Below are 26,664 nucleotides of genomic sequence, written 5' to 3' on the forward strand. Positions count from 1 at the left end.
GAGCCTTTCTGTTCGGCGGACGGAGATCGGCGCGGCCGGGTGCGGGTCAGTGCTGTTCGACGGTCTCGGAGACCGGCGGCACCGCCGGCTGCTCCGGCCGGGCGAGTGCATCGAGGACCGCGAGATAGGCGAAGGTCATGGCCGGGCCGATCGTGGCGCCCGGTCCGGCGTACGTGTGGCCCATGACGGGACCGCTGGCATTGCCGGCCGCGTAGAGGCCCTCGATCACGGTCCCGTCCTCGCGCAGGACCCGGGCGTCGGCGTCGGTGCGCAGGCCACCCTTGGTGCCTAGATCGCCGGGCACCACCTTGATCGCGTAGAAGGGGGCTTTGTCGATGACGCCGAGACTCGGGTTGGGCTTGTTGCGCGGGTCGCCGTAGTAGTGGTCGTAGCCCGATTCCCCGCGCCCGAAGTCCTCGTCCCGGCCCGCCCGGGCGAAACCGTTGAAGCGTTCCACCGTCGCGGTGAGGGCGGCGGCCGGAACCCCGATCTTCCCGGCGAGCTCGGCGATCGAGCCGGCGCGGACGACGACACCCGCCTTCAGCCAGCGCTTGGGGAAGGGGCTGCGGGGCGTGATGCCGGCGAAGGTGTAGCGGTTGCGGTAGCGCTGGTCGAGGATCATCCAGCACGGGATGTTCTCGCCGGGCCCGTCGCCCCGGCCGTGCCGACCGCCGTACATGGCGTGCACCGCTTCGACGTACGGGGCGGATTCGTTGACGAAGCGCCGGCCCGCCGCGTTGACCATCATCGAGCCCGGCAGGCTGCGCTCGGACAGGGCGAACCACGGGCCGCCGGTGAGCGGGAAGGACGGGCCCCACCAGGCGTCGTCCATGAAATCGACGGCGGCGCCGAGGGACTGGCCCGCGCGGATGCCGTCCCCGGTGTTGGCCTTCGCGCCGACGGTCCACTCGGTGCCGATCGGCGCGCGCTGGTACTGCGTGCGCATCTGCTCGTTGTGTTCGAAACCGCCGGAGGCGATCACGACGCCGCGGCGGGCCCGGACGGTGCGCTGCTGTCCGTCCGACTCGACCCGCACACCGCGCACCACCCCGTCCTCGACGACGAGGTCCGTCAAAGCGGTGTTCAGCAGCAGCGGTACTCCGGCGTCACGCAGACCCATGCGGAGTCCGGCCATGAGTGCCTGGCCGCGGACCAGCAGGTGCCTTCTGCGGGCCCGCGCCCACAGGTACCGCACGCCGACCTTCGCGGCGCGGACCGGCCCGCGGGGATTGCGCATGAGCAGGTTGAGCCACTTGTAGTCGGCCTGGGTGATGACGAAGTTGGGTGGGCCCTTGACATAGTCGGGTTCGAGCAGCGCGAGGTCGTCGCCGAGTCGCTTGCCGTCGAACGGCTTCGGTTCGACGGACCGCCCGCCGAGCCGGCCGCCGGGGGCCTCGGGGTAGTAGTCGGAGTAGCCCGGCACCCACTGCAGTTCCAGGGCGCTGTGCTCCAGGACGAAGGACAGCATCTCGGGCCCGCGGTCGATGTAGGTGTCGATCTTGCCGGCGGGCACGACGTCGCCGATGATGCTGTGCAGGTAGGTGCGGGCGGCCTCCGGGGTGTCGGTGACGCCGGCCGCCCCGAGGACCTCGTTGTTCGGAATCCACACGCCGCCGCCCGAGCGCGCACTCGAACCGCCGTAGTGCGGTGCCTTCTCGACCAGGACGACGCTCGCGCCCCGGTGCGCGGCGGTCAGCGCGGCGGTCATTCCGCCGGCGCCGCTGCCGACGACGACGATGTCGTATTCCTGCTTGATCATGTAGAACACGTTATAGAATGATGGCGCGGTGAGTCCATCCCTTCTGCCAGGAAGATCACCCGCACACCACGCGTCGAACGGAAACAGGTTGCAGAACATGCCGGTCGCCGGTGAACAGGAAGGAACCGCAATGCTGCCGACGCAACTGCGCACCCGGCTGGCGGACGAGCTCGAGGCCGCCGAGCGCGACCGTACCCCCGTCGACCCGCTCGTGGCCCGGCACCCCGACATCGACGTCGTCGACGCCTACGAGATCCAGCTGATCAACATCCGGCGTCGCCTCGCGGCCGGTGCTCGCGTGGTCGGCCACAAGGTGGGGCTGTCGTCCCTGGCCATGCAGCAGATGATGGGTGTGGACGAGCCCGACTACGGTCATCTGCTCGACGACATGCAGGTCTTCGAGGACCGGCCCGTCGACACCTCGCGATACTGCTTTCCGCGGGTGGAGGTCGAGGTGGCCTTCGTGCTCGGCAAGGACCTGCCCGGGGCGGACTGCGCCGAGAACGACGTCCTCGATGCCACCGTCGCGTTCGCGCCGTCCATCGAACTGATCGACAGCCGGATCAAGGACTGGAAGATCGGCCTCGCGGACACCATCGCCGACAATGCCTCGTCTGCCGGCTGGGTGCTCGGCACGCAGCGGGTCGCGCCGTCCGATATCGACATCAAGGGCATCGACGCGGTGCTCACCCGCAACGGCGAGCGGATCGCCGAGGGACGCAGCGACGCGGTGCTCGGCAATCCCGTCACCGCGGTCGCGTGGCTCGCCCGCAAGGTCGACAGTTTCGGGGTGCGGCTGAAGGCGGGCGACATCGTCCTGCCCGGTTCGTGCACGCGGGCGATCGATGCGCGCCCCGGCGACGAGTTCCACGCCGAGTTCGCGGGACTGGGCTCCGTCTCGCTCACGTTCTCGTGACCACCCGGTCCCGACTGCAAGGAGAAACCATGGCCAAGGCACGTGTCGCAATCGTCGGGTCGGGCAACATCAGCACCGACCTGCTCTACAAGCTGCAACGCTCGGATGTGCTCGAGCCTCGCTGGATGATCGGTATCGACCCCGCGAGCGAGGGACTCGCCCGCGCCCGCACGCTCGGCCTGGAGACGTCGGCCGAGGGGATCGACTGGTTGCTCGCGCAGCCGGAGAAGCCGGACCTGGTGTTCGAGGCGACGTCCGCATACGTGCACCGGGAGGCCGCACCGAGGTACGAGGCGGCCGGCATCCGGGCGATCGATCTCACCCCCGCGGCCGTCGGACCGGCCGTCGTGCCGCCCGCGAACCTCGGTGCGCACCTGGACGTGCCCAACGTCAACATGATCACCTGCGGCGGCCAGGCCACCATCCCGATCGTGCACGCCGTCTCCCGCGTGGTGGACGTGCCCTACGCCGAGATCGTGGCGTCCGTGGCGTCGGTATCCGCCGGTCCGGGCACCCGCGCCAACATCGACGAGTTCACCAAGACCACCAGCCGGGGCATCGAGACCATCGGCGGTGCCCGCAGAGGCAAGGCGATCATCGTCCTCAATCCGGCGGACCCGCCGATGATCATGCGCGACACCATCTTCTGTGCCATCCCCGAGGACGCAGACCGGGGCGCGATCGCCGAATCCATCCACCGCGTCGTCGCCGACGTGCAGCAGTACGTGCCCGGCTACCGTCTGCTCAACGAACCGCAGTTCGACGATCCGACCGTCGTGTCCGGCGGGCACGCCACCGTCACCACCTTCGTCGAGGTCGAGGGCGCCGGCGACTTCCTGCCGCCGTACGCCGGCAACCTCGACATCATGACCGCGGCCGCCACCAAGGTGGGCGAGGAGATCGCCCGCGCACTCCTCTCGGCGGACGCCCTCCCCTCGAACACCTCCGTGAAGGCGTGAATCCGATGACCGCTACCGACCGCCGCGACGACATCTTCTTCGAACCGTCGTGGGACATCCGCGTGACCGACACGTCGCTGCGCGACGGCTCCCACCACAAGCGTCACCAGTTCGACCGGGAGGAGGTGCGTGCCGTCGTCGCCGCCCTCGACCTCTCGGGCGTCCCCGTCATCGAGGTCACCCACGGCGACGGTCTCGGGGGCTCGTCGTTCAACTACGGGTTCTCGAAGGTGCCCGAGCAGGAACTGATCAAGATCGCCGTCGACACCGCCCAGCACGCGAAGATCGCGTTCCTCATGCTCCCCGGTGTCGGCATCAAGGAGGACATCATCGAGGCGCAGGACAACGGCGCCTCGATCTGCCGCATCGCCACGCACTGCACCGAGGCCGACGTGTCCGTCCAGCACTTCGGGCTCGCCCGCGAGCGCGGACTCGAGACCGTGGGCTTCCTGATGATGGCGCACACCGTCACCCCGGAGAAGCTCGCCGAGCAGGCCCGCATCATGGCCGACGCCGGCTGCCAGTGCGTGTACGTCGTGGACTCGGCCGGCGCGCTCGTCCTCGAACAGGTCACCGAGCGCGTCGAGGCGCTCGTCGCCGAACTCGGCTCCGACGCACAGGTCGGATTCCACGGACATGAGAATCTCGGCCTGGGCGTGGCGAATTCGATCGCCGCGGTCCGCGCGGGTGCCAGGCAGATCGACGGGTCGGCCCGCCGGTTCGGCGCGGGTGCCGGCAACACCCCGGTCGAGGCGTTCGTCGGGGTGTGCGACAAGGTGGGGATCAAGACCGGCATCGACTTCTTCGCGATCGCCGACGCCGCGGAGGACGTCGTGCGCCCGGTGATGCCCGCCGAATGCCTCCTCGACCGTCAGGCCCTGATGATGGGCTACGCCGGGGTGTACTCGAGCTTCCTGCGCCACGCCGAGCGCCAGGCCGAGCGGTACGGGGTCTCCGCCGCGGAACTGCTGGTGCGGGCGGGCAAGCGCAAGCTCATCGGTGGCCAGGAGGACCAGTTGATCGACATCGCCCTCGAACTCCAGCGCGAGCAGCAGTCCGCCTGACCGACCGCCTGCCCGACCCCCGACCGACCCCCCGCCCGCCTGCCCGACCGAATGTCACATCGCGTCGATCCGATCGACGCGATGTGACATTCGGCCCCCCGGGGGCGCGTCGCTGCGCTCACAGGCGGGGGATCGCTCACGGCTTCACGAGTCCTGTTCGGTAGGCGATGACGACCAGTTGCGCGCGGTCGCGAGCCCCGAGTTTCACCATGGCATGGCTGACGTGGGTACGGGCGGTGGCCGGGCTGAGGCAGAGTTCGGCGCCGATCTCCTTGTTGCTCATGCCCATACCTACGAGCGTCAGGACCTCACGTTCCCGGTCGGTGAGAACCTCGAGCCGACGATCGGCGGCCTTGTCGGCGGTGCGCTGTGCGGTGAACTGGGCGATGAGTCGGCGCGTGATGCGCGGTGCGAGCAGAGCCTCTCCGGCGGCGATCACGCGGATACCGTGCAGGAGCTCGGCGGGGCCGGCGTCCTTGAGCAGGAAGCCGCTGGCGCCGGCCTGCAAGCCTTCGAAGACGTAGGCGTCGGTGTCGTAGGTGGTCAGGATGAGGATGCGTACGTGCTGGAGCCCGGGGGTGGTGGTGATCTGCCGGGTGGCCTCGATGCCGTCCATCTTCGGCATCCGGATATCCATGAGGACGACGTCCGGGCGCACGGCGCGGGCCTGCTCCACGGCCTCGGCGCCGGTTGCGGCTTCCCCGACCACCGTGATGCCGTCCTCGACCTCGAGCAGGATCCTGAAACCGGACCGCACGAGATGCTCGTCGTCTACGAGCAGGACCTTGATGGGGGCGTCGGGGCCGGAGGCGCCCGGGTTCATGCGTTCACCGTTCCGGTCGGGGCCAAGGGCAGCCGGGCGGTGACGGCGAAGCCACCGCCCGGGAGCGGACCGGCGTCGAAGTCTCCGCCCAGGAGCTGGCAACGCTCGCGCATTCCCACGATCCCGTGTCCGCGTGTGCCCGTGCCGGCGAACCCACCGTCGGCACGGTCGGCTGCTTCCTCGGTGTCCCCACCGATGCGCGGGCCGTCGTTCGTCACGCGGACTTCCACGGCGTCGGGGCCGTAGTCGAGTACGACCGCGACCCGGGTCGGGCCGACGTGGCGAATCACATTGGTGATCGACTCCTGCAGGATCCGGTACACGGCGCTGCCGACCGCGCCGGGTACGGGCGGCGGGGGTGAGATCGTCTCCAACTCGACGTCGAGCCCGGCGTCGCGCGCCCTGGCGGTGAGTTCGCCGACCTGCGCGAGGCCCGGCGGCGGGAGGCGGTCGTCGCGGTCGTCGCGAAGGACTCCGAGGATGGCCCGCATCTCCTGCAGTGCCCGGGAACTGGTCTGCTCGATGGCCTCGAGCGTCCGGCGTGCTTGTTCGGGTCGCTTGTCCAGCACGTGCGCGGTGACCCCGGATTGCACGTTGATGACGGCGATGGCGTGCGCGACGGTGTCGTGGACCTCGCGTGCGATCCTGAGCCGTTCCTCGTCGACCCGGGCGCGTGCTTCGTCCTCACGAGAGCGTTCTGCCAGTTCGGCGCGCTCGAGCGCTTCCTCCGCGATGACTCTCCTCGAGCGGACGCTCTCCCCGAGGGCGGCACTCATGCCCGCGGCGCCGATCCGGAAGTACACCCAGCCGACCGCGGCGGGGGGCTCGATGTCGGCCGCGGCGAGCAGCCACACCGCGGACAGTGCTGCAATGCCGACCCCGGCCACCACCAGCGAGCGACGTCCGTCGCCGCGGGCGGTGAGGGTGTAGAGGGCCACGAACAGGCCCAGCCATGTGGGACCGTCCGGGAAATCGAGCGCGTAGTACACCATGCTCGCGAGCGCGGTCACGACGAACACTGCGACGGGACGGCGGCGGCGCCAGACCAGGACCGCGCCGCCGGTGACCAAGAGGAGGTAGCCGAGATTCCCGAGGTCGGACAGCGGGCGCAGCACGGCCTCCGGTTCCCCGCCGTTGCGGACGACCGTTCCCTGGACCTGCATCACCGTGATGAACACCGCCAGGAGCACATCCTGCGCCCAGGCGGGCGGGCGGAACAACGTGACGCGCTCCTGCATGGCGCGATCATATGGCTCCGGGCCGGGATGACAACTCCCCCGAACTGCGCAACCGCCTACGTCGAGGAGCGTGGTTGCGGGTGAGCGACCTACGTCGAACTCCGTATCCGCTGCCGCCCGCCGCCCGAGGACACCGCGTTTGCCGAGACACGACGATCGAGTGCGTCCGCTCAGCGACGGAGGCCTCCGGTAGCCGTCGTTCGACCGAAAGGATCCGCAATGCCTGTCCTCGACTTGCTTGCCGCACCGGCGACGACACAGGTCGTCGTTCTCGCTGCCGGCTACGAACTCGGCGTCGGACGAGCCGTGCCCACAGCGGCAGCCGTACTGGGGTTGATCAGCGCCGTCGCCGGGGGGCTGGCCCTGGCCCGATCCCGCCGGCCCGGCACCGGACCAGCCCGGACGATCGTGGCCGTGGTGCTGGGGCCGCTCAGCGTGATCGCCGGTGGAGTACACGGGGTCAACGCCGCCGGGGGCCTCGGCACCGGCAACGGGCTCGCCGGCGCCGTCGTCGCCGTGGCGCTGGGACTGACCGGCACGGTCCTCGGCGGGCTCGCTCTGGCTCGCGCTCGTCGCCGCTCCGGACATGGCTCCGGTCCCGCGCCCGCGTCGTGAGCGCCCGACCGGTCCGCCGGCGCGGGGTGCTGCGCAGTGACCCGGCGCCGCCCCCGACCGGCAGCCCCCCGTCTGCGCTCGCGGCGCACCCCTCGGCTCGCAGGCCCGCTGCTTACGCGGTGGGCCATGCCGACCGGCGCCGCCCCCGCGGGGTGACGAGCCCTTGCAGGCGAGTGCGGTGGGGCCTCGTGGCCCGGCGACGTCGGGCACCGGGCGGCCGGGTGTGTTCCCGGTCGTGAGCGGCGGGACAGGGTTGGGTGTGGTTACCCTCGACTGATGGCTGCATTCCCGGAGTCCACGGTGAGCACGAACTCGGCGGTGGCCGGCTTCGAAAGCACTTTTGCCGACGAGCTGGGTGCTCTGGCCGTGCCGTGGCAGGGTGTTCATGTTCCCGACCCGAAGTTGCTGGCGCTCAACGAGCGGCTCGCGGTGTCGCTGGGATGGGACGTGGAGGTGCTGCGGAGCGAGGCCGGGGTCGGGGTGTTGTCCGGATCGACGGCGCCGGCCGGGGCCACGCCGGTGGCGATGGCGTATGCGGGCCATCAGTTCGGTGGGTACGCGCCGCTGCTCGGGGACGGCCGGGCGTTGCTGCTCGGCGAAGTGGTGGGCAGTGACGGTCGGCGGGTGGATCTGCACCTGAAGGGCTCGGGGCCCACGCCGTTCTCTCGGGGCGGTGACGGCTACGCGGTCCTCGGCCCGATGCTGCGCGAGTACCTGGTCAGCGAGGCCATACACGCTCTCGGTATTCCCACGACGCGCGCGCTGTCGGTGGTCGCGACGGGCCGCCGCGTACGCCGGGACGGCGCACAGCCCGGTGCGGTGCTCGCCCGGGTCGCGGCCAGTCACCTGCGGGTCGGGACCTTCGAATTCGCGGCCCGACAGGAGGGAGTCCTGCAGCGGCTGGCCGACTACGCGATCGCCCGCCACTACCCGGAGGTGGCCGAGCTGCCGGCCACGGGGGAGGGCAGTCGCTACCTGGCATTCTTCGAGGCGGTGGTCGAGGCACAGGCAGCACTGGTGGCGCAGTGGACGCTCACCGGCTTCGTGCACGGGGTGATGAACACCGACAACACGACCATTTCGGGACAGACCATCGACTACGGTCCGTGCGCCTTCCTCGATGCGTTCGACCCCGCGGCGGTGTTCAGTTCGATCGATCACAGCGGCCGCTACGCGTTCGGCAACCAGCCGGCTGTCCTGAAATGGAATCTGGCGCGCTTCGCGGAAACACTGCTGCCGCTGATCGACACGACGCCGGAGAACGCGATCGGCGCGGTATCGGCAGTCCTCGACACCTTCGAGGAGCGGTACGAGGGCCACTACGCGGCCGGGATGGCGGCCAAACTCGGGGCGGCGGGCACACTCCTCGACCGTGCGCTCGTCGACGACCTGCTGAGGCTGATGGCCGGGCACGGCGCCGACTGGACGGGCAGCTTCCGTGCGCTCGCGGAAGAACTGCGGGGACATTCGACGCCGTTGCATGCCCTGATTCCCCGCGAGCGTATGGGGCCCTGGGTGCAGCGCTGGCGCGGCGCACTGACCGCACAGGGGCGCGAGGCGGTGGCGACCGCGGACGCGATGGACCGGGTGAACCCGCTGTACATCCCGCGCAATCATCAGCTCGATGCCGCGTTGCGGGCCGCGACCGACGGAGAGTTCGCCCCGTTCGAGAAGCTGCTCGACGTCGTCACGCATCCGTTCGATCGTCGCGACGAATGGTCCGACTACACCACCCCTGCCCCGCCGTCGTTCAGCGCAACCTTCCGAACCTTCTGCGGCACCTGACGCCCGAGTGCACGCCGCCGGGTACGACTGTGTTCGTCCCCGGGGGGGCTACGTCGTCGGTGATGCGCCGAGGGGAACGACGGCGGCAGACCCGGCGGAGGCACCGCCGAGCACACGGACCCAGGTGGGGCGGGTTCAGCCGTCCCTCCCGGCGCCGCGGTCGGGGGCGCTCATGTCCCCGGTGCCGGGTATGCCGTCGGCGAGCGCGTAGCGCAGGTACACGGTGCCCGTCGGGCCGGCTACCGGCGGTGCGAGGAGAGTGAGGTTGGTGGGCACCGCGCCGGCGTCGAACACCTTCTTCCCGACGCCGAGCACGATCGGGTGCACCCACAGGTCGAGCCGGTCGAAGAGTTTCTCGCGCAGCAGGGTCTGGACCAGGTCCAGGCTCCCGACGACCTTGATGTGCTCGTGCCGGTCCCGGATCTCGCGCACCGCACCGGCCAGATCGGGGCCGAGCTGTGTGGATCCGGACCAGGAGAGGTCGGGCCGGCCGCGGGAGGCCACGTACTTCGGGACGCTGTTGAACAGTGTGGCGATGTCGTGGTCCTCGCCGCTGTGCTGGTGCGGCCAGTAGGCGGCGAAGATGTCGTAGGTCCGGCGGCCGAGCAGCAGGGCGTCGGTGCCGTCGTAGGCGGCCCCGATCTGCGCGCCGGTGACCTCGTCGAGCAGGGGCGCCTGCCACCCGCCGAACGGGAATCCTTCCGGGTCTTCGTCGGGGCCGCCGGGTGCCTGTCCGACGAGGTCGAGGGTGGTGAACAGTTCGATGTCGATCAGGCCCATGGCTCGGCTCCCGGTGAAGTGGTGTGTCTCCGTCGCAAAGGTAGACCCGTGGGAGGCGGCGGACTCATCGCTGTGACGGCATCTGACTTCATGCTCTTCGACCGACCTCGCGGTGCATCGGTCCCGGCCGGTCCTGCGGTGGCGTCCGTGCGGTGCCCGGCAGTCCGGGCTCGAGGGGCGGTGCACATCTCTCCCTCGCCTCGATCGATCGCGCAGGTCGTACCGGAGAACGGCCGCTCGTGCGGTACCGAGTTTCGTGCGATGCGAGCGGTATTGCGGCACTCGCGGAAGACGATGACGGTGTCGCGTTCTGAAATGGTGGACGATCTGGCTGATTCGTCGAAAGAGGTGCCGCAACAAGCAAGAGCGATGCCGAGGACGCTACGAGGAAATTCGACGATCACGCTCTCGGCGCGACCGAGGCCGGATTCTCGCCGACGCGCTGGTGGCCGGTCCGGCGGTCGAGGGGGCGGAGTTGTGGAACAGTTGCACGCCCGGTAGGCGGCGTCCGTGACGGAATGTCTCACCTGCACACGAAAAGCTATGTTGCTCAACTGTTTTTGTCTGGCAGCACACAGCGTTGCAGTTGTCGGAACAGCTCCGGTGCTCGATTCGGCTCGTCGATCCGGGTATCGGCTGAGTGCGCCGACGCTCCGGCGGTGACGGTCGCCCGGAATGAAGGCGCTCAGACTTCGACGGCGGTGCCGCAGATGCCACATTGCTCCAGCTGCCGGCGCTTCCATCGCGCGACCGGGACGAAGAACAACGTGAACTGGTTGAATTCGCGGATCCGTGCCCACTGTGTGGTGTTGTGGCAGTTCGGGCACGTTCGGGTCTGCCCGGAGCCGAGGTGTTGCCGCTTGGTGCTGAAGCCGAAGAGGAGGAACACGACGCCAGCATAGTGCGGCGTGGCGCTGTCAGTCCGGAATCGTGATCCGGCCGTCGAGTACGGCCTGCTCGATGCTGGCGCGCAGCTGCGGGCAGCCGTCGCGCAGGGCGCCCGGGACCTCGGAGCCCCGGAAATTCGGGCACACCGCCGCGGGGTCCTCGCGCCATTGCACGGTCGTGTGGTCGAAGCTGTTCTTGCGCACCAGGACACAGGTGCCGCACTCGCGGCACTGCACCTCGTGCAGGCCCGAATCGAGATAGTTGATCTTGTCGATGGCGGTCTGGGCGCGGACCGCCTCGACCCGGGCGGGCTGGCCGGCGAAGTCCGGGGCCTTCGCCCAGCTGCGCGCCCGGGTCGAGGGATCCATCGTCAGACCTCCGCTTCCTGCTTGCCCTGGTCGGCCTTCTGCCGCGCGAGGTTCTCGGCGACCTCCGCCTGCCATGCCTCGTTGGCCTTGGTGGTGTCGACCTCGTACTCGAAGCGCTGCGTCATCTTCTCGGTGACGTCGGCGACGTCGACGTAGAACTGCTCGTACCAGCGTCGCAGCTGGTAGACCGGACCGTCCTCCTCGCACAGCAACGGATTCTCGATCTTGGTCTTGTTCTTCCAGATCTCGACGTCCTGCAGGAAGCCCTCGCCGATGCCTTCGGTCAGCTTCGCGGCCAGCTTGTTCGACGCCTCCTCGGGCATGCCCGTCGGCTTCTTGACGATGATGCCGTACTGCAGCACGAACGAGTCGTGTGTGACGGGGTAGTGGCAGTTGATCAGCACCGACTCGACCTCGTAGCCGCCGTAGCTGTTGGTCAGCGGATTGATCATGTAGGACGGGCCGTAGTACGCGGCGAACGACTTCAGCAGCGACTCCATGCCGTACTGGGTGGACATGCCCTTGTCGGGACGGCCCCGGGTGTTGAGGTACTGCGCGGCGACGTGCCCCTCGAAGACGTTCTTGAAGTACGTCGGGAAGGCGTAGTGGATGTAGTAGAAGTGCGCCATGTCCACGACGTTGTCGATGATCTCCCGGCAGTTGGCGCCCTCGATGAGGATCGAGTTCCAGGTCCAGTCGGTCCATTCGTCCGACCCGTACTGCTCGATGTCCGGGATCGTGACCTCCGGCGGCGGGGTGTTGCCTTCGGGGTCGTTCCAGACGAAGAGCTGACCGTTCTTCTCCATCGCGAGCCAGGCGCGGGTGCGGGCGAGCGGTGGCACACGGCGGGCGTAGGGGATGTCGGTGCACTTGCCGTTTCCTCCCCATCGCCAGTCGTGGAAGGGGCAGGCGACGGAGTCGCCCTTGACCTCGCCCTGGGACAGGTCGCCGCCCATGTGGCGGCAGTAGGCGTCGAGGATCTTCAGGTCGCCCGCGCTGTCGGCCCAGACCACGAGTTTGGTTCCGAAGGCCTCGACGGCGTGCGGCTTGCCGTCCTTGAACGTCCGGGCCAGCCCGAGGCAGTGCCACCCCCGCGCGAACCGCGTGCGGACCTCTCCGACGTCGATCTCGCGAACCTGTGCCATCGTCCCCTCACTTTCCTTCGGATGCTTGGTAGAACACGTTATAGAATTTTGGCGCGTACCGGAAGCGTTCGAGGACTTTCGTCCCACGGAAAGCCCGTCGACCTGGGACGCGGTTCCGGTCTCGACACAAATGGGAACGTGTTCTAGTCTCGAATCAAGCGATCAATTCCGGAACAGACGGGAGCGTCCAGTGGGCGACCACGAGAGCCACGAGGTGCTGCAGCGGATCGACGCGCTGCTGCCCGCCCTGCGGGAACGTGCACAGGAGACCGAAGACCTTCGCCGCATCCCCGACGACTCGATCAAGGCGCTGCAGGAGACCGGCTTCTTCCGACTGCTCCAACCGAGCCAGTGGGGCGGGTACGAAGCCGATCCGGTCACCTTCTACACGGCGGTCCGCAACATCGCCGCCGCGTGCGGCTCCACCGGCTGGGTCTCCGGCATCATCGGTGTCCACAACTGGCATCTGGCGCTGTTCGCGCAGCAGGCCCAGGAAGACGTGTGGGGCGAGGACACCGATGTCCGCATCTCCTCGTCCTACGCCCCCATGGGCGCCGGCGAGGTCGTCGACGGCGGATACAAGGTCAACGGTGCGTGGGCCTGGTCCTCCGGGTGCGACCACGCCACCTGGGTCGTCGTGGGCGGCCCGGTGATCAAGGACGGCCGCCCCGTCGACTTCGGCAGCTTCCTGATCCCGCGCGCGGACTACGCGATCGACGACGTCTGGAACGTCGTCGGGCTCCGGGGTACCGGATCGAACACCGTGGTGGTGCAGGACGTGTTCGTGCCGCGGCACCGCTTCCTCAGCTTCCGCGCCATGAGCGAGCTCACCGCGCCGGGGCTCGAGCGCAACACCGCACCCGTCTACAAGATGCCTTGGGGCACCATCCATCCCACGACGATCTCGACGCCGATCGTCGGCATGGCCTTCGGCGCGTACCGGGCCCACGTCGACCATCAGGGTAAGCGGGTTCGTGCCGCGTACGCGGGGGAGAAGGCCAAGGACGATCCGTTCTCCAAGGTCCGGATCGCGGAGGCGTCCAGCGACATCGACGCCGCGTGGCGTCAGCTGTCGGGCAACGTCGCCGAGGAGTACGCGCACCTCGTCGCCGGCGAGGAGGTCCCGATGGACCTGCGGTTGCGTGCCCGTCGCGACCAGGTCCGGGCGACGGGCCGCGCCATCGCCTCCATCGACCTGCTGTTCGAGAACTCCGGCGCCACCGCCCTCGCCAACGGCACGCCGATCCAGCGGTTCTGGCGCGACGCCCACGCCGGGCGGGTCCACGCCGCCAACGACGCCGAACGCGCCTACGTGATGTTCGGCGCCGGCGAGTTCGGCCTGCCGATCACCGACACGATGGTGTAGGGGATATCGAATTGACTGCGACGGAAGAGATCACCTACGAGTCCACGTCCCGGTTCGCGCAGGTGCGGGACGACCTGCGGTTGCACTACCACGAGGCGGGGGTCGGCAACGACACCACGATCGTCCTGCTGCACGGCGGCGGGCCGGGCGCCTCCGGCTGGTCCAACTTCGCCCGCAACATCCCCGTGCTGGCCGAGCATTTCCACGTCCTGTGTGTCGACCAGCCCGGCTACGGCAGGTCCGACAAGCCCACCGAACACCCGCAGTACTTCGTGCACAGCGCCACCGCGCTGAAGGACCTGCTCGACCACCTCGGGCTCGAGGGGCGCGTGCACCTGCTCGGCAACTCGCTCGGCGGCGGCGCCGCAGTGCGATTCGCGCTGGACTTCCCGGACCGCGCCGGACGGCTCGTGCTCATGGGGCCGGGCGGATTGAGCGTCAACCTCTTCGCCCCCGACCCCACCGAGGGCGTGAAGAACCTCGGCCGGTTCGCGGCGCCGCCGGAGGGCCCCACCCGGGAGAAGCTCGAGGCGTTCCTCCGGGTGATGGTCTACGACCAGTCGCTGATCACCGACGAGCTGGTCGACGAACGGTTCGCCGCCGCGAGCACCTCGGAATCCCTCGCTGCCGCACGCGCGATGGGGAAGTCGTTCTCCGGTCCGGACTTCGAGCTCGGCATGCTCTGGCGCGACGCCTACAAGCTCCGGCAGCGGGTGCTGCTGATCTGGGGGCGCGAGGACCGGGTCAACCCGCTCGACGGCGCGCTCGTCGCGCTCAAGATGATCCCGCGGGCGCAACTGCACGTCTTCGGTGGCTGCGGACACTGGGCTCAGCTCGAGAAGTTCGACGAGTTCAACCGCCTGACAACGGACTTCCTGACGGACAGGAGCAACTGACATGGGTATCCGATCCCTCGCCTACCTGCGCATCGGCGCCACCGACATGGACGCCTGGCGGGAATACGGTCTGAAGGTGCTCGGCATGGTCGAGGGCAAGGGCGTCGATCCCGCGGCGCTCTACCTCCGGATGGACGATTTCCCGGCCCGGCTGGTCATCGAGCCGCACGAGAGCGACCGGCTGCTCGTCTCCGGCTGGGAGACCGCGAACGCCGCCGAGCTGCAGGAGGTGCGTGACAACCTCGCGGCCGCCGAAGTGCCGTTCAAGGAGGGCACGGCCGAGCAACTCGCCGACCGCCGGGTCGACGAACTCATCGTGTTCCAGGACCCGTCCGGCAATACTCTCGAGGCGTTCCACGGGGTCGCGCTCGAGCACCGCCGCGTCGTGAGTCCGTACGGGCACCGGTTCGTCACCGGAGAGCAGGGACTCGGGCACGTCGTCCTGTCCACCCGCGACGACGAGGAGGCGCTGCACTTCTACCGCGACGTCCTCGGCTTCCGGTTGCGGGACTCGATGCGCATGCCGCCGCAGATGGTGGGCCGCCCGGCCGACGGGAAACCGGCCTGGCTCCGCTTCTTCGGATGCAATCCCCGGCACCACAGCCTGGCGTTCCTTCCGATGCCCACGCCGAGTGGCATCGTGCACCTGATGATCGAGGTGGAGAATTCCGACGACGTCGGGCTGTGCCTGGACCGGGCCCTGCGCCGCAAGGTCAAGATGTCGGCGACGCTGGGCCGGCACGTCAACGATCTGATGCTCTCGTTCTACATGAAGACCCCCGGCGGTTTCGACGTCGAGTTCGGCTGCGAGGGAAGGCAGGTCGAGGACCGGGAGTGGATCGCCCGCGAGTCCACAGCCGTCAGCCTGTGGGGCCACGACTTCAGCGTAGGCTTGCAGCCATGACCGGACCCGGCGACGTCACGATCGACCCTCGCACCTTCCGCACCGTGCTCGGCCAGTTCTGTACGGGTGTCACGATCATCACCACAGTCGACGCCGGCGAGCCGGTGGGATTCGCCTGCCAGTCGTTCGCGGCGCTGTCGCTGGACCCGCCCCTGGTGCTGTTCTGCCCGACGAAAATGTCGCGGTCGTGGACCGCCATCGAACGCTCCGGGCGCTTCTGCGTCAACGTGCTCGCGGAGGAACAGCGGGACACATGCGCGCGGTTCGGATCCCGCGAGCCGGACAAGTTCGCCGGTGTCGAGTGGCGTCCGTCGCCGCTCGGCTCGCCCATCCTCGCCGGCTCCCTCGCCCACATCGACTGCACGGTGGAGACCGTGCACGACGGGGGCGACCACTGGGTGGTGTTCGGCCGGGTGTCGTCGCTGAGCGAGGTGCGGGACGAGAAGGAACGGCCGCTGCTGTTCTATCGAGGCCAGTACACCGGGATCGAGCCGGACAAGACGGTGCCGGCCCCCTGGCGGGACGACCTCGAGGCGTTTCTCACGAGCACCTCCGAGGACACCTGGCTCTAGGGGCCGGCTCCGGCAGGCATCGGTCCGTCACTGGCCGGGTTGCGGCACCTCGATGCTGTCGGGCAGCTGGTCGCGGGCCCGATCGAGCTGCTGCTCGAGCTGCTCGACCATGCGGTCGTTGTTGAGCACCGTGACGACGCCCGCGACGTACGCGATGGACAGCACGAGCGAGACGACGCTCAGGACGATGCCCGCGATGGCAACGCCCCGTCCGGTCACGCCGAGGCGCCGGGCGGCGCGTAGGCCGACGATACCGAGCACGATGCCGATGATGGACAGCACGAGGCCCACCGGCGACAGGACGAGCGAGAGCACGCACACGAGTGCGGCCGTGCCGACCGCGAGTGCGAGTGCGGCAGCGACGCTCGTCTTGGCGGGCTTCGTCGTCACCCGCTCCTCGAAGGGGGCGGCGGTGGTGGTGGTGACGCGGTCGTCCGCCACTACACGGTCGCGGTCGGAAACGCGGTCGCGGTTGGGAATCGGGTCTCTGCCGGCGGCGCTGGCCCCGGCGGGTTCGCGTTCGATCATCGTCGGTCCTCCTGGTCGGGATGCTGGCCGGGATGCTGGCCGGGGGCGCCCTCGTCGACGTAGTACTCGGTGGTCACGACCCGCTTGTGGAGCCGCGGACCGGGCGAGGGCGTGCCGTGCTGCTGTGGCGTGCCGTGCTGTGGCGTGCCCTGCTGCGGTGTCCCGCCGGTGCCGCCGCCGTGCGACGGTGCCGACGGCGGCGCCGAGGTCGCGACACCCGGCGCACCGGTGGACGGTGTCCGATCGGCGTCGCGCAGTCGGTCGGTGTCGGGTGTCCGGCCGGTGTCGCGACCGGTGTCGGGTGTCCGGTCGCTATCCGGCGCGCGTCCGGTGTCGGTATCGGTATCCCCCCTGTCGTAGTACCGATAGAGCTGCGTCTCCTCCTCGGGGGTGAGACGGCCGTCCTCGTCGATGTTCGGGGCGCCGGTCACCGTGTCCTTGTCGAACGGCAGACGGACGTCCTTACCGTCCAACTCGGCGACGTCGATCGGCACGAAGTGCCGACGGGTGCCGAACAGGCCGGTGACGACGGTGATCCACGCAGGGTTGCCGGTCCGGTTGTCGAGATAGACCTCGCCGACCTTGCCGAGCTTGTCGCCGCCGGGACCGTGGACGGTGGCGCCGACGAGCGCATCGATGTCGCTGTTGTTGATCATGGTGACCTCACCGATCGATTGTGTCTTCGACTCGGTGGGTGCCCACTGCGGCGCGCGCCGAAACCCGGCGGTCGGGTCAGATCGGTTCGGCGTCTCCGAACGTCATCTGCAGACGGGAGATCGACGACGTGAGCAGCGCGCGCCGGGGCAGACCCAGGGTGCGCAGTTCACCGGCGATGGGGTGGGTGCCCAGCTGCAGGTCGGCGCCGCCGATGCGGCTGCGCACGCCGGCGGGATGCATCGCCCATCCGGTGCGCCGGGTGACGCCGCCCAGATGCGAGTAGGCCGTGACGGAGGCGGCCGCGCCCCGGCCGGGAACCGCGAAACCCGGCCGGACCGACAGTTCCGCGATCAGCTGCCCGTCGCTGCGCACCGACGCGCGCTTGACGTCGCCGGTGTGGTCGGCGTCGAAGTCGGCGAGAGTCTTGGGGAATCCCCAGATCCCGCGTCCCGCCGCCAGGGTGAACTCGCCGTCCACCGGGAGCCGGTGGATGAGGGCACCCGCGCCGCCGCGGACGAGTTCCCGCAGATCCCGCAGCGCGGTGCCGCCGCGCCGGCGGTGGTCGCGAACGAGGAAGCACACGCCGAACTCGTTGTAGGGTCCGAGATCACCGTCGACGTAGTCCACGAACACCAGGATGCAGACTCCGCGACCCGGGCGGGGGTGCAGCAGTTCGAGTCCAGAGTGGTCGATCAGCGCCTGAGCCGGCGCGGCGGGCACCGAGTACATCGCCGTGAATGCCGTCGCGGTCCGGACTCGCACCGGCATCTCGATCGCGGTGCCCGAGATCATGTGTGTCGTCACGCCCTGCCCCTTCTGCGCGGACCGATCGCGCACCCGGCGGTGGCCGGCCGGGTTGCGGATGAGAACGTGTTCTACTATTCGTGGTCCGTGCTGGGAGCGCAAGAGTGGTCGGCGAATGCGTCCGAAGAGCGGGCAGCCGCGCCGGATGGGCGCGGCCGCCCGTGCAGGGTGGGTCCGTCAGCTCGGTGCGCCGAGGTTCATCTCGTCCGGGTGCATGCCGACACGCGTGCCGTCGTCGAGGGTCGCGATCTCGCTCAGATCGAGGTCGTCGAGCTCGAAGTCGAACACGTCGATGTTCTGCGTGATCCGCTCGTCGTGGACGGACTTCGGAATGACGATCAACCCGTTCTGCAGGTGCCAGCGAATCAGCACCTGGGCAGCCGACTTGCTGTGCCGGTCCGCGATGCGAGTGATGATCGGATCGACCAGGAGCGTGTTCGGCTTGGACTCGCGGCCCCAGCCCGAGTTGCTGGTACCGCCCAGCGGGCTCCACGATTCGACGGCGATCCCGTGGTCGGCCGCGAAGGCGCAAATCTCCTGCTGGGGAAGGTGCGGGTGCAGCTCCACCTGGTCGACGGCGGGCAGCATGCCGCCGCGATGGACGAGCAGCTGCAGGTGGTGCGGCTCGAAGTTGCACACGCCGATCGCCTTGGCCCGTCCGGACTCGGCGATCTTCTCGAGCGCGTCCCACGTGCGCAGCAGCCGGTCGTCGTCCTGCAGCGGCCAGTGGATCAGGTACAGGTCGACGTAGTCGGTGCCGAGGCGGCGCAGACTCTCGTCGAACGCCTTCGACGCCCGATCGTAGCCCTGGTCGGAGTTCCACAACTTCGTGGTGAGAAAGACGTCCTCCCGCGGGACGGACGCCGACGCGATCCCGCGTCCGACACCCTCCTCGTTGCCGTACGCGGCGGCGGTGTCGATGTGCTGGTAGCCCGCCTCGTCGAGGGCGTAGCGCACGGCGTGTTCGGTCTGCTCGTCGGTGGCCTGCCAGACTCCCAGGCCGAGCTGCGGGATGGTGGTACCGGAATTCAGCGTGATGACGGGAGTGCTCATCGTCCCAGGCTAACGAGTCCGAAGGTGTCCTGCCGCGCTCGAGTCCGTCGCTCACTCGCCCAGCGGGATACTGCGGAATCGTGGTTCGGTGCCCCGTCGGGAAACGCCACCGGACGAGCACGCTCGAAGTCCGATCGCCGCTCCGGCGGGGCCAGGAGGTGCGATCACGCGAGCAGTCTTCCTGCGCCGAGACCGCCCCCCGCGTCTCGGTCAGGCGAGGGGTTCGATCTCACCGGGTCGCCAGGTCCGATCGAACCATGCCTGGAGTGGTCCGTAGAGGCGCAGGAGCAGGAACCAGGACTTGCCCGGGACCGTCTGGATCCAGTTCGACTCCCGGCCCGCCGGTGATGCGGGTCCGAAGTAGACGTCCACGGAGCCGTCTTCGTCGGCTGCGACCGTCCCGGTGTTGCTGTTGAGTGACGGGTACGGGTTGTCGGTCTGCAGCAGGGAGCGGGACTGGCAGTCGTAGACGCACAGCGACCAGAAGTCCTTGGCGGGAATGCCTGCGGGCAGGTGCACCCGGTAGGTGCGGCCCCCGTCCAGCCACTGTCCCTCGGAGTCCTCGGCGGTGTAGGCGTACTGCGAGCCCACTCCCACCGTCGGCGTCGCCATCGCCGGCGTGACGACGGTGGCGACGTAGTGGAACAGCGTACGGGCATCCAGGAGACGAACACCGTCGTGCAGGAACTCGGAGCTTCCGCCCACGAAGGCCGTCTTCCACGACGACACGTCCCGGCCGTAGATGTAGGACTGCGGGTCACGTGGCCGGTACGCGAGAGTGCGCGCAATCGCCGCACCGATCGGCGCCGCCTGAGACAGGATTGCGCGCATCCGCTGATCGGGAGCGAACGGCCGGCCCTTGACGATGCCGATCGCCGCCAGCTGACCGGCAAGCTCGGGATCGAGTGCGTCGACCGGTTCTTCCTGGACGATCTGGTCGACCTCTTCGTAGAACGAGAAGTCGTTCGAGTGGACGGTGTTGTACGGCACGCCGTCTGCTTTCACGAACCGCATCTCCGGCGGGTCACCGGCCTGGTCGAGCGGATAGATACGGGTCTGCTCGATGACATCGAGCCCGCCGAGGTTGCGGGCGAACAGGAAGTTGGTGAACGTGCGCGAGCGGAAGGTGAAGTAGCCCTCGGGGACCTCGCCCTCGTAGCCCGGCGGCAGGAACAGGTACTTCCCGCCCTGCCCCCTGTCGGGCCCGGCATTGCCCAGGTCGGCCACGTACCGGAACCAGAAGTCGTCGACCACGTCGAGTGACATCGGCGGGCACTCGACCACCGTCGGCCCGTCGGCCCGCAGGTCGAGCAAGGTGAACCCATAGGTCGTCTCGGTGTTGGCTGTCAGGAGGTAGGGCACCGAATCCATGCGCGCGCACACGGCCATGTCCCGCGACGTGTGGATTCCCAGCGACGGGAACGCGGCACGTGCGGCCGCGAGCGACGCGCCGGGAACCGCGTTCAGGAACACGTCGACGCCGCGCAGCAGGTCGAGACGATCCCAGCACAACGCCATCGTGTCCAGGTCCGGGACACCGTCGTCGAATCGGAATGTCCCCAGGTCCGTCTCGACGACATCGGGGATCCCCACCGCGCGGCGGGCCTCGTCAGAGCTCCCGCCGGAAGACCGAGCCGGCATGACCCCTCCTTCCCCGGCCGGCGCTCGGGAGCGGGACGCCATGGTGCGCGACGTCTGTCGAGGGTCACCCGAGGAACAGGCCGGGCAGTTGGCAGCTGCTGCGTCCTCTCTGAAGATAAGGGCACCGCACTCGATCCGGCAAGGTTGCTTGCCCGGGCCCGGGGCGGGGAGGCGTGGGTACCGAACCGAGCGGACGATGTGCATGTCCCGCTGCTACGGACCGGGCAGACGGTGTACGGACGGTGCCGCCGCCGGCAACGGTGGCGGCACCCGGATGCGGGTGCCGCCCGCGCTCAACGCGCGATCGCGGTCAGGAACTCCCGCGGTTGCCCGAACAGCTGGGCCGCCCCGTGCGCGCGTTTGAAGTACAGCTGCGCGTCGTGTTCCCAGGTGATCGCGATGCCCCCGTGCAACTGGATCGCTTCCGCGGCCACCTGTTCGAAGGCCTCCGAGCAGTACACCTTCGCCGCGTACGCGTCCTGCGTGTCCTGCGACAGCGCGGCCGCGTACGACATCGAGCGTGCGGTCTCCACCAGTGCGTACATGTCGGCCATGCGGTGCTTGAGCGCCTGGAACGACCCGATGACCCGGCCGAACTGCCTGCGGTTCTTCGAGTACTCCACCGTCAGATCCAGCGCGGCCCGGGCCGCGCCGACCTGCTCGGCCGACAGCGCGATCAGCGCGACGGTCCGCAGGCGCTCCTCGAGAGCGGCGGACGCCGCGAGCCGCCGGCCCGTCACCCCCTCGAAGCGCACCTCGGCGAGGGTGCGGGTCGGATCCATCGTCGGCACCCGGCGTCGCACGACACCGTCGGCGTCCGGATCCACCTCGACGAGCGCGACGTCGTCCCCGTCGGCCGCGAGCACCAGCAAGGTCGTCGCGACGTCCCCGCCGAGCACGTAGTGGGCGGTGCCGTCGAGCCGGCCGCCCTCGAGGACGACACCGGGTGTGGACCAGCCGGCTTCGGAAGCCCAGCACACCGCGGCGATCTCCCCGGCGGCGATGCCCGGCAACAGGCGGGTGCATGCGTCGGTGTCGCCGGAGAGCAGCAGAGCCTGGGCCGAGAGCACCGCCGAGCCGAGCATCGGCGACGGGGTGAGCGTGCGGCCGAGTTCCTCGAGCACGACGTGGGTCTCGGCGAGGGAGGCGCCGACACCGTCGTATTCCTCGGGCACGGCGAGGGCTGCGACCCCGATCTGTTCGACCAGCTTCTGCCACAGGTCGGCGTCGTAGCCGTCCGGGAGGGTGATGGCCTTGCGCACCGCCGCGGAATCGGAGTGCCGGGCGAGCAGGCTGCGCACCGACTCGCGCAGCGCGGCGCGATCCTCGGTCTCGAAGGTCACGATGCGTCCTCCAGTGCGTCGACTACCCGCGCCCGGTGCACGTCCGCGGTGCCCCACGCGGTGACGAGGGCCCGCACCCGGGTCAACGCCAGCGACAGATCGTGTTCGAGGGTGTAGCCGATGGCGCCGTGCACCTGCAGTGCCGTCCGTGCCGCCCGGTAGGCCGCGTCGCCGCAGGCGACTTTCGCGGCCGAGACGTCGCGGGAGGCGGTCGCTGCGCCGTCGCGCACCGCGAGGGCCGCACCGAGCAGCAGCGGGCGCGCCATCTCGAGGCCGACGGCGACCTCGGCGAGGTGGTGCTTGACGGCCTGGAACGAGCCGATGGCGCGACCGAACTGCTTGCGCTGCTGCGCGTACTCGACCGTGGTGTCGAGGAGGGTGCGTCCGAGCCCCTGCAGCTGCGCCGCGGTGGCCAGGGCTCCGTAGTCGAACGCCGCGCCGAAGTCCGTGTCGCCCAATGCGTCCGCCGCGGCGACGGCATGCAGACGACGGGCCGGGTCGACGGACTGCCGAACGTCGCCGGCGGTGCCCGTCGAGACCGTGCCGCCGTCGACGTGCAGCACGAGGTCGGCGACGTCGGCGTCGACCGCGTACGGCACGTGCGGTGCCGCGGCGACCGTCGCGAGCTCACCGGAGGCGAGTGCGGGCAGCCGGTCCGGAGCGACGGCGGCCAGCAGGATCGGCGCGACGGCCACGGTCTCCACGATCGGGCCGGGCACCGCGTGGCGACCGAGCTGTTCCATGGCGACGACGAGGTCGACGGCGTCGGCCCCGAGACCGTCGTGGTCCTCGTCGACGAGCAGCGCGCCGACGCCGACCTCGGCGAGCCGTTGCCACACCTTCAGGCCGGGGCCGGTGTCACCGGCGGCCCACGACCGGACGACCGCAGGCAGATCGGACTTGGCGAGCAGCGCGTCGATGCTGGACGCGAAGTCCTCGTGGGAGGAGTCGAGCGCGAATCTCATCGGTCGCCCTTCGGAAGGCCGAGCAGCCGCTCGGCGATGACGTTCTTCTGGATTTCGTTGGTGCCCGCGTAGATCGGCCCCGACAGCGAGAACAGGTAGCCGTCGGTCCAGCCGTCGGCGATCTCCGCGGCCGGGCCCTGCAGGTCCAGCGCGGTCTCGTGGGCGGCGATGTCCCAGTCCGACCAGAACACCTTGTTGATGGACGACTCGGCGCCGAGCTGGCCGCCGTCCTGCAGCCGGGTGACGGTGGCCCAGGTGGACAACTCGTATGCGCGCGCCCCGATCCACGCGTCGGCGACGCGGTTGCGCAGGGCCGCGTCCCCGTGCCGGTCCGACGCCGCGTACAGCGCCAGCAGGCGGTCGGCGGTGGCGAGGAACCGTCCGGGGGAGCGCAGCGACAGTCCGCGTTCGTTCGAGGCGGTGCTCATCGCGACGCGCCATCCCTCGTTCACGCCGCCGATCACGCCGGACTCGCCGGGGTCGGCGGGATCGTCCGGGACGAACACGTCTTCGAGGAAGATCTCCGCGAAGCCGGGTTCGCCGTCGAGCTGGTCGATGGGCCGGACGGTGACGCCCTCGGCACGCAGATCGAACATGAAGTAGGTGATGCCCTTGTGTCGCTGCGCATCCGGGTCGGAACGGAACAGGCCGAAGCCCATGTCCGCGAAGGACGCCCGCGAGCTCCACGTCTTCTGCCCGTTGAGCAGCCACCCGCCGTCGACCCGCCGGGCGGTCGAGCGCAGCGACGCGAGGTCGCTGCCGGACTCCGGCTCGGACCAGGCCTGGGCCCAGATGTCGTCGGCGCGGGCCATGCGCGGCATGATGCGCGCGAGCTGGTCGGGGTGGGCGTGCTCGAACAGCGTGGGAGCGAGCAGGAAGATTCCGTTCTGGCTGACCCGGCCCGGCGCGCCGGCGCGGTAGTACTCCTCCTCGAACACCACCCACTGCTGCAGCGTGGCGTTGCGCCCGCCGAGTTCTTCGGGCCACGAGACGACCGACAGACGGGCCTCGGCGAGGGTGCGTTCCCACTCGCGGTGTTCCTCGAAGCCCTCGGCCGTGTCCATGGACTTCAGCGGGCTCGACGGGACGTTCTCGGTGAGGAAGGCGCGGACCTCGTCGCGGAAGGCGAGGGTCGCGTCGTCGAGTTGCAGATCCACTACTTCGTTCCTTCCTGCGCGGCAGAGCCGCTCACCGGGCGTGCGCTCGCGGCCATCGATTTCGCGTTCATGCCGCCGAGGGAGTCGGTGCCGACCTCGGCGTTGTGGGCGTGCGCGAAGTGGTGCAGGCCGAACACCGAGTCCATGCCGTTGCGCATGCCCATCTGGTCCTCGCACTGGTTGACGGCGCGCTTGGTCAGGGCCAGCCCGAACCGCGGCATCTCCGCGATCCGTCCGGCCAGGGCGAGGGTCTCCTCCTCGAGCTTCTCGCGTGGCACGACACGATTGACCATGCCGACCTCGTAGGCGCGCTGGGCACCGAAGCGGTCACCGGTGTAGAGGATCTCCTTGGCGAAGCGCGTGCCCAGGACCCAGGGGTGGGCGAAGTACTCCACGCCGGGAATGCCCATCCGCACCACCGGATCCGAGAAGAACGCGTCCTCCGAGGCGACGATCAGGTCGCACACCCACGCGAGCATGAGGCCGCCGGCGATGCATGCGCCCTGCACCATCGCCACCGTCGGCTTGGGGATCTCCCGCCAGCGGCGGCACATGCCCAGGTACACCTCCATCTCGCGGGCGTACCGCTGGTCGCCGCCGGGCTTGTCGACGTGGTCCCACCACATGACGGCCTTGTTGTCGTAGTGGACGTGGTGGTCACGACCGGGGGTGCCCAGGTCGTGCCCGGCGGAGAAGTGCTTGCCGTTGCCGGCGAGCACGATCACCTTGACCTCGTCGTCCTCGACGGCGCGTTCGAAGGCGGCGTCGAGCGCGTAGGTCATCACGGAGTTCTGCGCGTTGCGGTAGTCCGGCCGGTTGAGGGTGACGATCGCGATGCCGTCGCGCACCTCGTAGGTGACGACATCGGGCTCGTAGGGGACGGTCATGACTTCTCCTCACGCAGAATGTTTTTCAGAACCTTGCCGGACGGGTTACGGGGCAGGTGCCCGGTGAAGCGAACCGAGCGCGGCACCTTGAAGTTGGCCAGCTTCTCCTTGCAGAACGCGATCACCGACTCCTCGGTGAGGCCGCTGCCCTCGAGGGCGACGACGTGCGCGCGGCCGACCTCGCCCATGCGCTCGTCGGGCACGCCGACGACCGCGACCTCGTGGACGCCGGGCAGGCGCATCAACGCCGCCTCGATCTCGGCGGGATAGACGTTGAACCCCCCGCTGATGTACATGTCCTTGAGCCGGTCGGTGATGTCGAGGTAGCCGCGTTCGTCGAGGGTGCCGACGTCGCCGGTGTGCAGCCAGCCGTCGGCGTCGATGGTCTCGGCGGTGGCCTCCGGGTCGTCGAGGTAACCGAGCATCACGTTCGGGCCGCGCAGCAGGATCTCGCCCTTGTCGCCGATGCGGACCTCGAAGCCGGCGGCGGCGCGGCCGGAGGAGGTGGAGACGGTGACGGGATCGTCGTCGGTGCGGCACATCGTCGCGACCACGGCCTCGGTCTGGCCGTACGCGGTGAGCACGGCGTCGAAGCTCAGTTCGTTCTGCATGCGCTCGACGAGCGCGACGGGCACGGGTGCGGCCCCGGTGACCGCGATCCGCAGGGACGACATGTCGAACTCGTCGCGGCGGGGGTGGTCGAGGATGCTCTGGTAGATCGTCGGTGCGCCCGGCAGCACGCTGATCCGCCGGTCGGCGACGGTGGCCATGACCTTCTCGACATCGAACACCGCCATCGGCACGGCGGTCGCGCCCGCGAGCAGCGCGGCGACGAACCCGGCCTTGTAGCCGAAGCTGTGGAAGAACGGATTGATGATCAGGTAGTTGTCGTCCGGCGTGAGCTCGGCGCACTCGGCCCACGCCTGCGCCACCCCGATCAGCTGCCGGTGGGCGCTGAGCACGCCCTTGCTGCGCCCGGTCGTGCCCGAGGTGAACAGGATGTCGCTGACGTCGTCGGGAGAGACGGCCCGCGCCCGGGCGTCGGCCTCGGTGCGCGCGTCCGCCGTCGCCGCGGCGAGGAAGTCGTCCCAGTCCACGACGCCGTCGGCCGGTGCGTCGGTCCCACCCAGCGGGACCCGCACCACGGTGGGCACGTGCAGGCCGGGCGCGGCGGCGCGCAGGGCGGCGTACCTGTCCGTGCCGAGGAAGTCGCCGGCGACGACGAGGGCCTCGGCACGGATGCGGTCGAGGATGTCGTGCGCCTCGGCCCCGGTGTAGCGGGTGTTGACGGGGACGACGACGCCGCCGGCCCACTGGATCCCGAGCGCAGCGACGATCCAGTGGTGGGTGTTGGGCGACCAGATCGCGACGCGTGCGCCGGGCCCGACGCCGTGGGCGACGAGCGCGGCGGCGAATTCGCGGACGTGATCGCGAAGTTGTGCGAACGTCGGTCGCACGTCGCCGTCGACGATCGCGGTCCGGTCGGCGTACACCGATGCGGCGCGTTCGACGGCGGCCGGTGTGGTTCTCGGTTGTGCAGTCACGGAGCTC

26 protein-coding genes are annotated in these 26,664 nt (G+C 69.6%); 9 read left to right on the top strand and 17 right to left on the bottom strand.

From position 1 onward, the window contains the following. Positions 1-46 precede the first annotated feature (46 nt). Positions 47-1,759 (bottom strand): 3-oxosteroid 1-dehydrogenase, encoded by a 1,713-nt coding sequence (gene kstD / locus LZP97_RS24275; RefSeq protein ID WP_048773443.1) that lies wholly within the window; start codon positions 1,757-1,759, stop codon positions 47-49. Between the two features lie 130 nt (positions 1,760-1,889). Between kstD and LZP97_RS24280 the strand changes: the two genes are divergently transcribed. Genes LZP97_RS24280 through dmpG form a run of 3 tightly spaced genes read left to right on the top strand, consistent with a single transcriptional unit; the run spans position 1,890 to position 4,698 of the window. Continuing rightward, the gene (locus LZP97_RS24280; protein ID WP_026138161.1) at positions 1,890-2,675 is read left to right on the top strand and encodes a 2-keto-4-pentenoate hydratase; all 786 of its coding nucleotides are present in this window, start codon (positions 1,890-1,892) and stop codon (positions 2,673-2,675) included. A gap of 29 nt (positions 2,676-2,704) precedes the next feature. Next, entirely contained in the window at positions 2,705-3,634 is a 930-nt protein-coding gene (locus LZP97_RS24285) for an acetaldehyde dehydrogenase (acetylating) (protein ID WP_048773368.1), read from the top strand. A 5-nt stretch (positions 3,635-3,639) separates the two neighbouring features. Continuing rightward, positions 3,640-4,698 (top strand): 4-hydroxy-2-oxovalerate aldolase, encoded by a 1,059-nt coding sequence (gene dmpG, locus LZP97_RS24290; RefSeq protein WP_048773441.1) that lies wholly within the window; start codon positions 3,640-3,642, stop codon positions 4,696-4,698. Positions 4,699-4,834: 136 nt separating this feature from the next. Here dmpG and LZP97_RS24295 read toward each other — a convergent pair whose 3' ends face one another. Next, on the bottom strand, positions 4,835-5,521 hold the full coding sequence (locus LZP97_RS24295) for a response regulator transcription factor (protein ID WP_010594508.1): 687 nt from the start codon (positions 5,519-5,521) through the stop codon (positions 4,835-4,837). Further along, positions 5,518-6,759, bottom strand: a complete 1,242-nt coding sequence (locus tag LZP97_RS24300) for a sensor histidine kinase (protein ID WP_010594507.1) — start codon at positions 6,757-6,759, stop codon at positions 5,518-5,520. The genes LZP97_RS24295 and LZP97_RS24300 overlap by 4 nt, the downstream gene beginning before the upstream one ends. A gap of 219 nt (positions 6,760-6,978) precedes the next feature. Here LZP97_RS24300 and LZP97_RS24305 point away from each other — a divergent pair, with 219 nt between their 5' ends. Next, positions 6,979-7,374 carry a DUF6223 family protein gene (locus LZP97_RS24305; protein ID WP_017680960.1) on the top strand — a complete coding sequence of 132 codons (396 nt, stop codon included), beginning with the start codon at positions 6,979-6,981 and terminating at the stop codon, positions 7,372-7,374. Positions 7,375-7,650: 276 nt separating this feature from the next. Next, entirely contained in the window at positions 7,651-9,159 is a 1,509-nt protein-coding gene (locus LZP97_RS24310) for a protein adenylyltransferase SelO (RefSeq protein WP_017680961.1), read from the top strand. Positions 9,160-9,294: 135 nt separating this feature from the next. On the opposite strand, the gene LZP97_RS24315 is transcribed toward LZP97_RS24310, so the two are convergent. From LZP97_RS24315 to LZP97_RS24330, 4 genes are all read right to left on the bottom strand, one after another. Then, positions 9,295-9,939, bottom strand: a complete 645-nt coding sequence (locus LZP97_RS24315; RefSeq protein WP_010594504.1) for a dihydrofolate reductase family protein — start codon at positions 9,937-9,939, stop codon at positions 9,295-9,297. A 685-nt stretch (positions 9,940-10,624) separates the two neighbouring features. Beyond that, positions 10,625-10,828, bottom strand: coding sequence for a zinc-ribbon domain-containing protein (locus LZP97_RS24320; protein ID WP_010594503.1), 204 nt, complete (start codon positions 10,826-10,828; stop codon positions 10,625-10,627). Positions 10,829-10,856: 28 nt separating this feature from the next. After that, positions 10,857-11,195, bottom strand: a complete 339-nt coding sequence (locus LZP97_RS24325; RefSeq protein ID WP_010594502.1) for a hypothetical protein — start codon at positions 11,193-11,195, stop codon at positions 10,857-10,859. Positions 11,196-11,197: 2 nt separating this feature from the next. Then, the gene (locus tag LZP97_RS24330) at positions 11,198-12,340 is read right to left on the bottom strand and encodes a Rieske 2Fe-2S domain-containing protein (RefSeq protein WP_048773367.1); all 1,143 of its coding nucleotides are present in this window, start codon (positions 12,338-12,340) and stop codon (positions 11,198-11,200) included. Between the two features lie 190 nt (positions 12,341-12,530). On the opposite strand from LZP97_RS24330, the gene hsaA reads away from it, so the two are divergent. Genes hsaA through hsaB form a run of 4 tightly spaced genes read left to right on the top strand, consistent with a single transcriptional unit; the run spans position 12,531 to position 16,078 of the window. Further along, complete coding sequence (gene hsaA / locus LZP97_RS24335; protein WP_010594500.1) at positions 12,531-13,706, top strand: 3-hydroxy-9,10-secoandrosta-1,3,5(10)-triene-9,17-dione monooxygenase oxygenase subunit; 1,176 nt, start codon at positions 12,531-12,533, stop codon at positions 13,704-13,706. An 11-nt stretch (positions 13,707-13,717) separates the two neighbouring features. Further along, positions 13,718-14,602 carry a 4,5:9,10-diseco-3-hydroxy-5,9,17-trioxoandrosta-1(10),2-diene-4-oate hydrolase gene (gene hsaD / locus LZP97_RS24340; protein ID WP_010594499.1) on the top strand — a complete coding sequence of 295 codons (885 nt, stop codon included), beginning with the start codon at positions 13,718-13,720 and terminating at the stop codon, positions 14,600-14,602. A gap of 1 nt (position 14,603) precedes the next feature. Beyond that, complete coding sequence (gene hsaC, locus LZP97_RS24345; protein ID WP_010594498.1) at positions 14,604-15,506, top strand: iron-dependent extradiol dioxygenase HsaC; 903 nt, start codon at positions 14,604-14,606, stop codon at positions 15,504-15,506. Beyond that, positions 15,503-16,078 (top strand): 3-hydroxy-9,10-secoandrosta-1,3,5(10)-triene-9,17-dione monooxygenase reductase subunit, encoded by a 576-nt coding sequence (hsaB, locus tag LZP97_RS24350; RefSeq protein ID WP_010594497.1) that lies wholly within the window; start codon positions 15,503-15,505, stop codon positions 16,076-16,078. Before hsaC ends, hsaB begins: the two co-directional genes overlap by 4 nt. 27 nt (positions 16,079-16,105) lie before the next feature. On the opposite strand, the gene LZP97_RS24355 is transcribed toward hsaB, so the two are convergent. The 10 genes from LZP97_RS24355 to LZP97_RS24400 form a co-directional block, all read right to left on the bottom strand. Continuing rightward, positions 16,106-16,606, bottom strand: a complete 501-nt coding sequence (locus tag LZP97_RS24355; protein ID WP_010594496.1) for a DUF4190 domain-containing protein — start codon at positions 16,604-16,606, stop codon at positions 16,106-16,108. Further along, entirely contained in the window at positions 16,603-17,262 is a 660-nt protein-coding gene (locus tag LZP97_RS24360) for a PRC-barrel domain-containing protein (RefSeq protein ID WP_048773365.1), read from the bottom strand. Before LZP97_RS24360 ends, LZP97_RS24355 begins: the two co-directional genes overlap by 4 nt. Positions 17,263-17,338: 76 nt before the next feature. Next, a complete protein-coding gene (locus LZP97_RS24365) occupies positions 17,339-18,055 on the bottom strand; it encodes an acetoacetate decarboxylase family protein (RefSeq protein WP_017680963.1) in 717 nt (238 codons plus the stop codon). 189 nt (positions 18,056-18,244) lie between these two features. Further along, positions 18,245-19,120, bottom strand: coding sequence for an aldo/keto reductase (locus tag LZP97_RS24370; RefSeq protein ID WP_048773363.1), 876 nt, complete (start codon positions 19,118-19,120; stop codon positions 18,245-18,247). 210 nt (positions 19,121-19,330) lie between these two features. After that, the gene (locus tag LZP97_RS24375; RefSeq protein ID WP_234574922.1) at positions 19,331-20,761 is read right to left on the bottom strand and encodes a DUF1254 domain-containing protein; all 1,431 of its coding nucleotides are present in this window, start codon (positions 20,759-20,761) and stop codon (positions 19,331-19,333) included. Between the two features lie 293 nt (positions 20,762-21,054). Next, positions 21,055-22,104 (bottom strand): acyl-CoA dehydrogenase family protein, encoded by a 1,050-nt coding sequence (locus tag LZP97_RS24380; protein WP_048773359.1) that lies wholly within the window; start codon positions 22,102-22,104, stop codon positions 21,055-21,057. Further along, on the bottom strand, positions 22,101-23,069 hold the full coding sequence (locus tag LZP97_RS24385) for an acyl-CoA dehydrogenase family protein (RefSeq protein ID WP_048773357.1): 969 nt from the start codon (positions 23,067-23,069) through the stop codon (positions 22,101-22,103). The genes LZP97_RS24380 and LZP97_RS24385 overlap by 4 nt, the downstream gene beginning before the upstream one ends. After that, positions 23,066-24,226 (bottom strand): acyl-CoA dehydrogenase family protein, encoded by a 1,161-nt coding sequence (locus tag LZP97_RS24390; RefSeq protein ID WP_010594489.1) that lies wholly within the window; start codon positions 24,224-24,226, stop codon positions 23,066-23,068. Before LZP97_RS24390 ends, LZP97_RS24385 begins: the two co-directional genes overlap by 4 nt. Continuing rightward, positions 24,226-25,113: an enoyl-CoA hydratase gene (locus LZP97_RS24395; protein WP_010594488.1), complete on the bottom strand. Its 888-nt coding sequence runs from the start codon at positions 25,111-25,113 to the stop codon at positions 24,226-24,228. The genes LZP97_RS24390 and LZP97_RS24395 overlap by 1 nt, the downstream gene beginning before the upstream one ends. Beyond that, the gene (locus tag LZP97_RS24400) at positions 25,110-26,657 is read right to left on the bottom strand and encodes a FadD3 family acyl-CoA ligase (protein ID WP_026137818.1); all 1,548 of its coding nucleotides are present in this window, start codon (positions 26,655-26,657) and stop codon (positions 25,110-25,112) included. The genes LZP97_RS24395 and LZP97_RS24400 overlap by 4 nt, the downstream gene beginning before the upstream one ends. Between the last annotated feature and the right edge of the window lie 7 nt (positions 26,658-26,664).

Source organism: Rhodococcus sp. DMF-1 (assembly GCF_021441945.1).
In the GTDB taxonomy this organism is placed as follows: Bacteria; Actinomycetota; Actinomycetes; order Mycobacteriales; family Mycobacteriaceae; genus Rhodococcus; species Rhodococcus ruber.

What these genes read in the sequence shown, in the direction of transcription:
- hsaC (WP_010594498.1), top strand. Translation starts at nt 14,604, where the DNA reads ATGGGTATCCGATCCCTCGCCTACCTGCGCATCGGCGCCACCGACATG.
- LZP97_RS24375 (WP_234574922.1), bottom strand. Translation starts at nt 20,761, where the DNA reads ATGCCGGCTCGGTCTTCCGGCGGGAGCTCTGACGAGGCCCGCCGCGCG.
- hsaB (WP_010594497.1), top strand. Translation starts at nt 15,503, where the DNA reads ATGACCGGACCCGGCGACGTCACGATCGACCCTCGCACCTTCCGCACC.
- LZP97_RS24385 (WP_048773357.1), bottom strand. Translation starts at nt 23,069, where the DNA reads ATGAGATTCGCGCTCGACTCCTCCCACGAGGACTTCGCGTCCAGCATC.
- LZP97_RS24310 (WP_017680961.1), top strand. Translation starts at nt 7,651, where the DNA reads ATGGCTGCATTCCCGGAGTCCACGGTGAGCACGAACTCGGCGGTGGCC.
- kstD (WP_048773443.1), bottom strand. Translation starts at nt 1,759, where the DNA reads ATGATCAAGCAGGAATACGACATCGTCGTCGTCGGCAGCGGCGCCGGC.
- LZP97_RS24295 (WP_010594508.1), bottom strand. Translation starts at nt 5,521, where the DNA reads ATGAACCCGGGCGCCTCCGGCCCCGACGCCCCCATCAAGGTCCTGCTC.
- dmpG (WP_048773441.1), top strand. Translation starts at nt 3,640, where the DNA reads ATGACCGCTACCGACCGCCGCGACGACATCTTCTTCGAACCGTCGTGG.
- LZP97_RS24280 (WP_026138161.1), top strand. Translation starts at nt 1,890, where the DNA reads ATGCTGCCGACGCAACTGCGCACCCGGCTGGCGGACGAGCTCGAGGCC.
- LZP97_RS24315 (WP_010594504.1), bottom strand. Translation starts at nt 9,939, where the DNA reads ATGGGCCTGATCGACATCGAACTGTTCACCACCCTCGACCTCGTCGGA.
- LZP97_RS24370 (WP_048773363.1), bottom strand. Translation starts at nt 19,120, where the DNA reads ATGAGCACTCCCGTCATCACGCTGAATTCCGGTACCACCATCCCGCAG.
- LZP97_RS24330 (WP_048773367.1), bottom strand. Translation starts at nt 12,340, where the DNA reads ATGGCACAGGTTCGCGAGATCGACGTCGGAGAGGTCCGCACGCGGTTC.
- LZP97_RS24395 (WP_010594488.1), bottom strand. Translation starts at nt 25,113, where the DNA reads ATGACCGTCCCCTACGAGCCCGATGTCGTCACCTACGAGGTGCGCGAC.
- LZP97_RS24355 (WP_010594496.1), bottom strand. Translation starts at nt 16,606, where the DNA reads ATGATCGAACGCGAACCCGCCGGGGCCAGCGCCGCCGGCAGAGACCCG.
- LZP97_RS24365 (WP_017680963.1), bottom strand. Translation starts at nt 18,055, where the DNA reads ATGATCTCGGGCACCGCGATCGAGATGCCGGTGCGAGTCCGGACCGCG.
- LZP97_RS24360 (WP_048773365.1), bottom strand. Translation starts at nt 17,262, where the DNA reads ATGATCAACAACAGCGACATCGATGCGCTCGTCGGCGCCACCGTCCAC.
- LZP97_RS24300 (WP_010594507.1), bottom strand. Translation starts at nt 6,759, where the DNA reads ATGCAGGAGCGCGTCACGTTGTTCCGCCCGCCCGCCTGGGCGCAGGAT.
- LZP97_RS24325 (WP_010594502.1), bottom strand. Translation starts at nt 11,195, where the DNA reads ATGGATCCCTCGACCCGGGCGCGCAGCTGGGCGAAGGCCCCGGACTTC.
- LZP97_RS24285 (WP_048773368.1), top strand. Translation starts at nt 2,705, where the DNA reads ATGGCCAAGGCACGTGTCGCAATCGTCGGGTCGGGCAACATCAGCACC.
- LZP97_RS24305 (WP_017680960.1), top strand. Translation starts at nt 6,979, where the DNA reads ATGCCTGTCCTCGACTTGCTTGCCGCACCGGCGACGACACAGGTCGTC.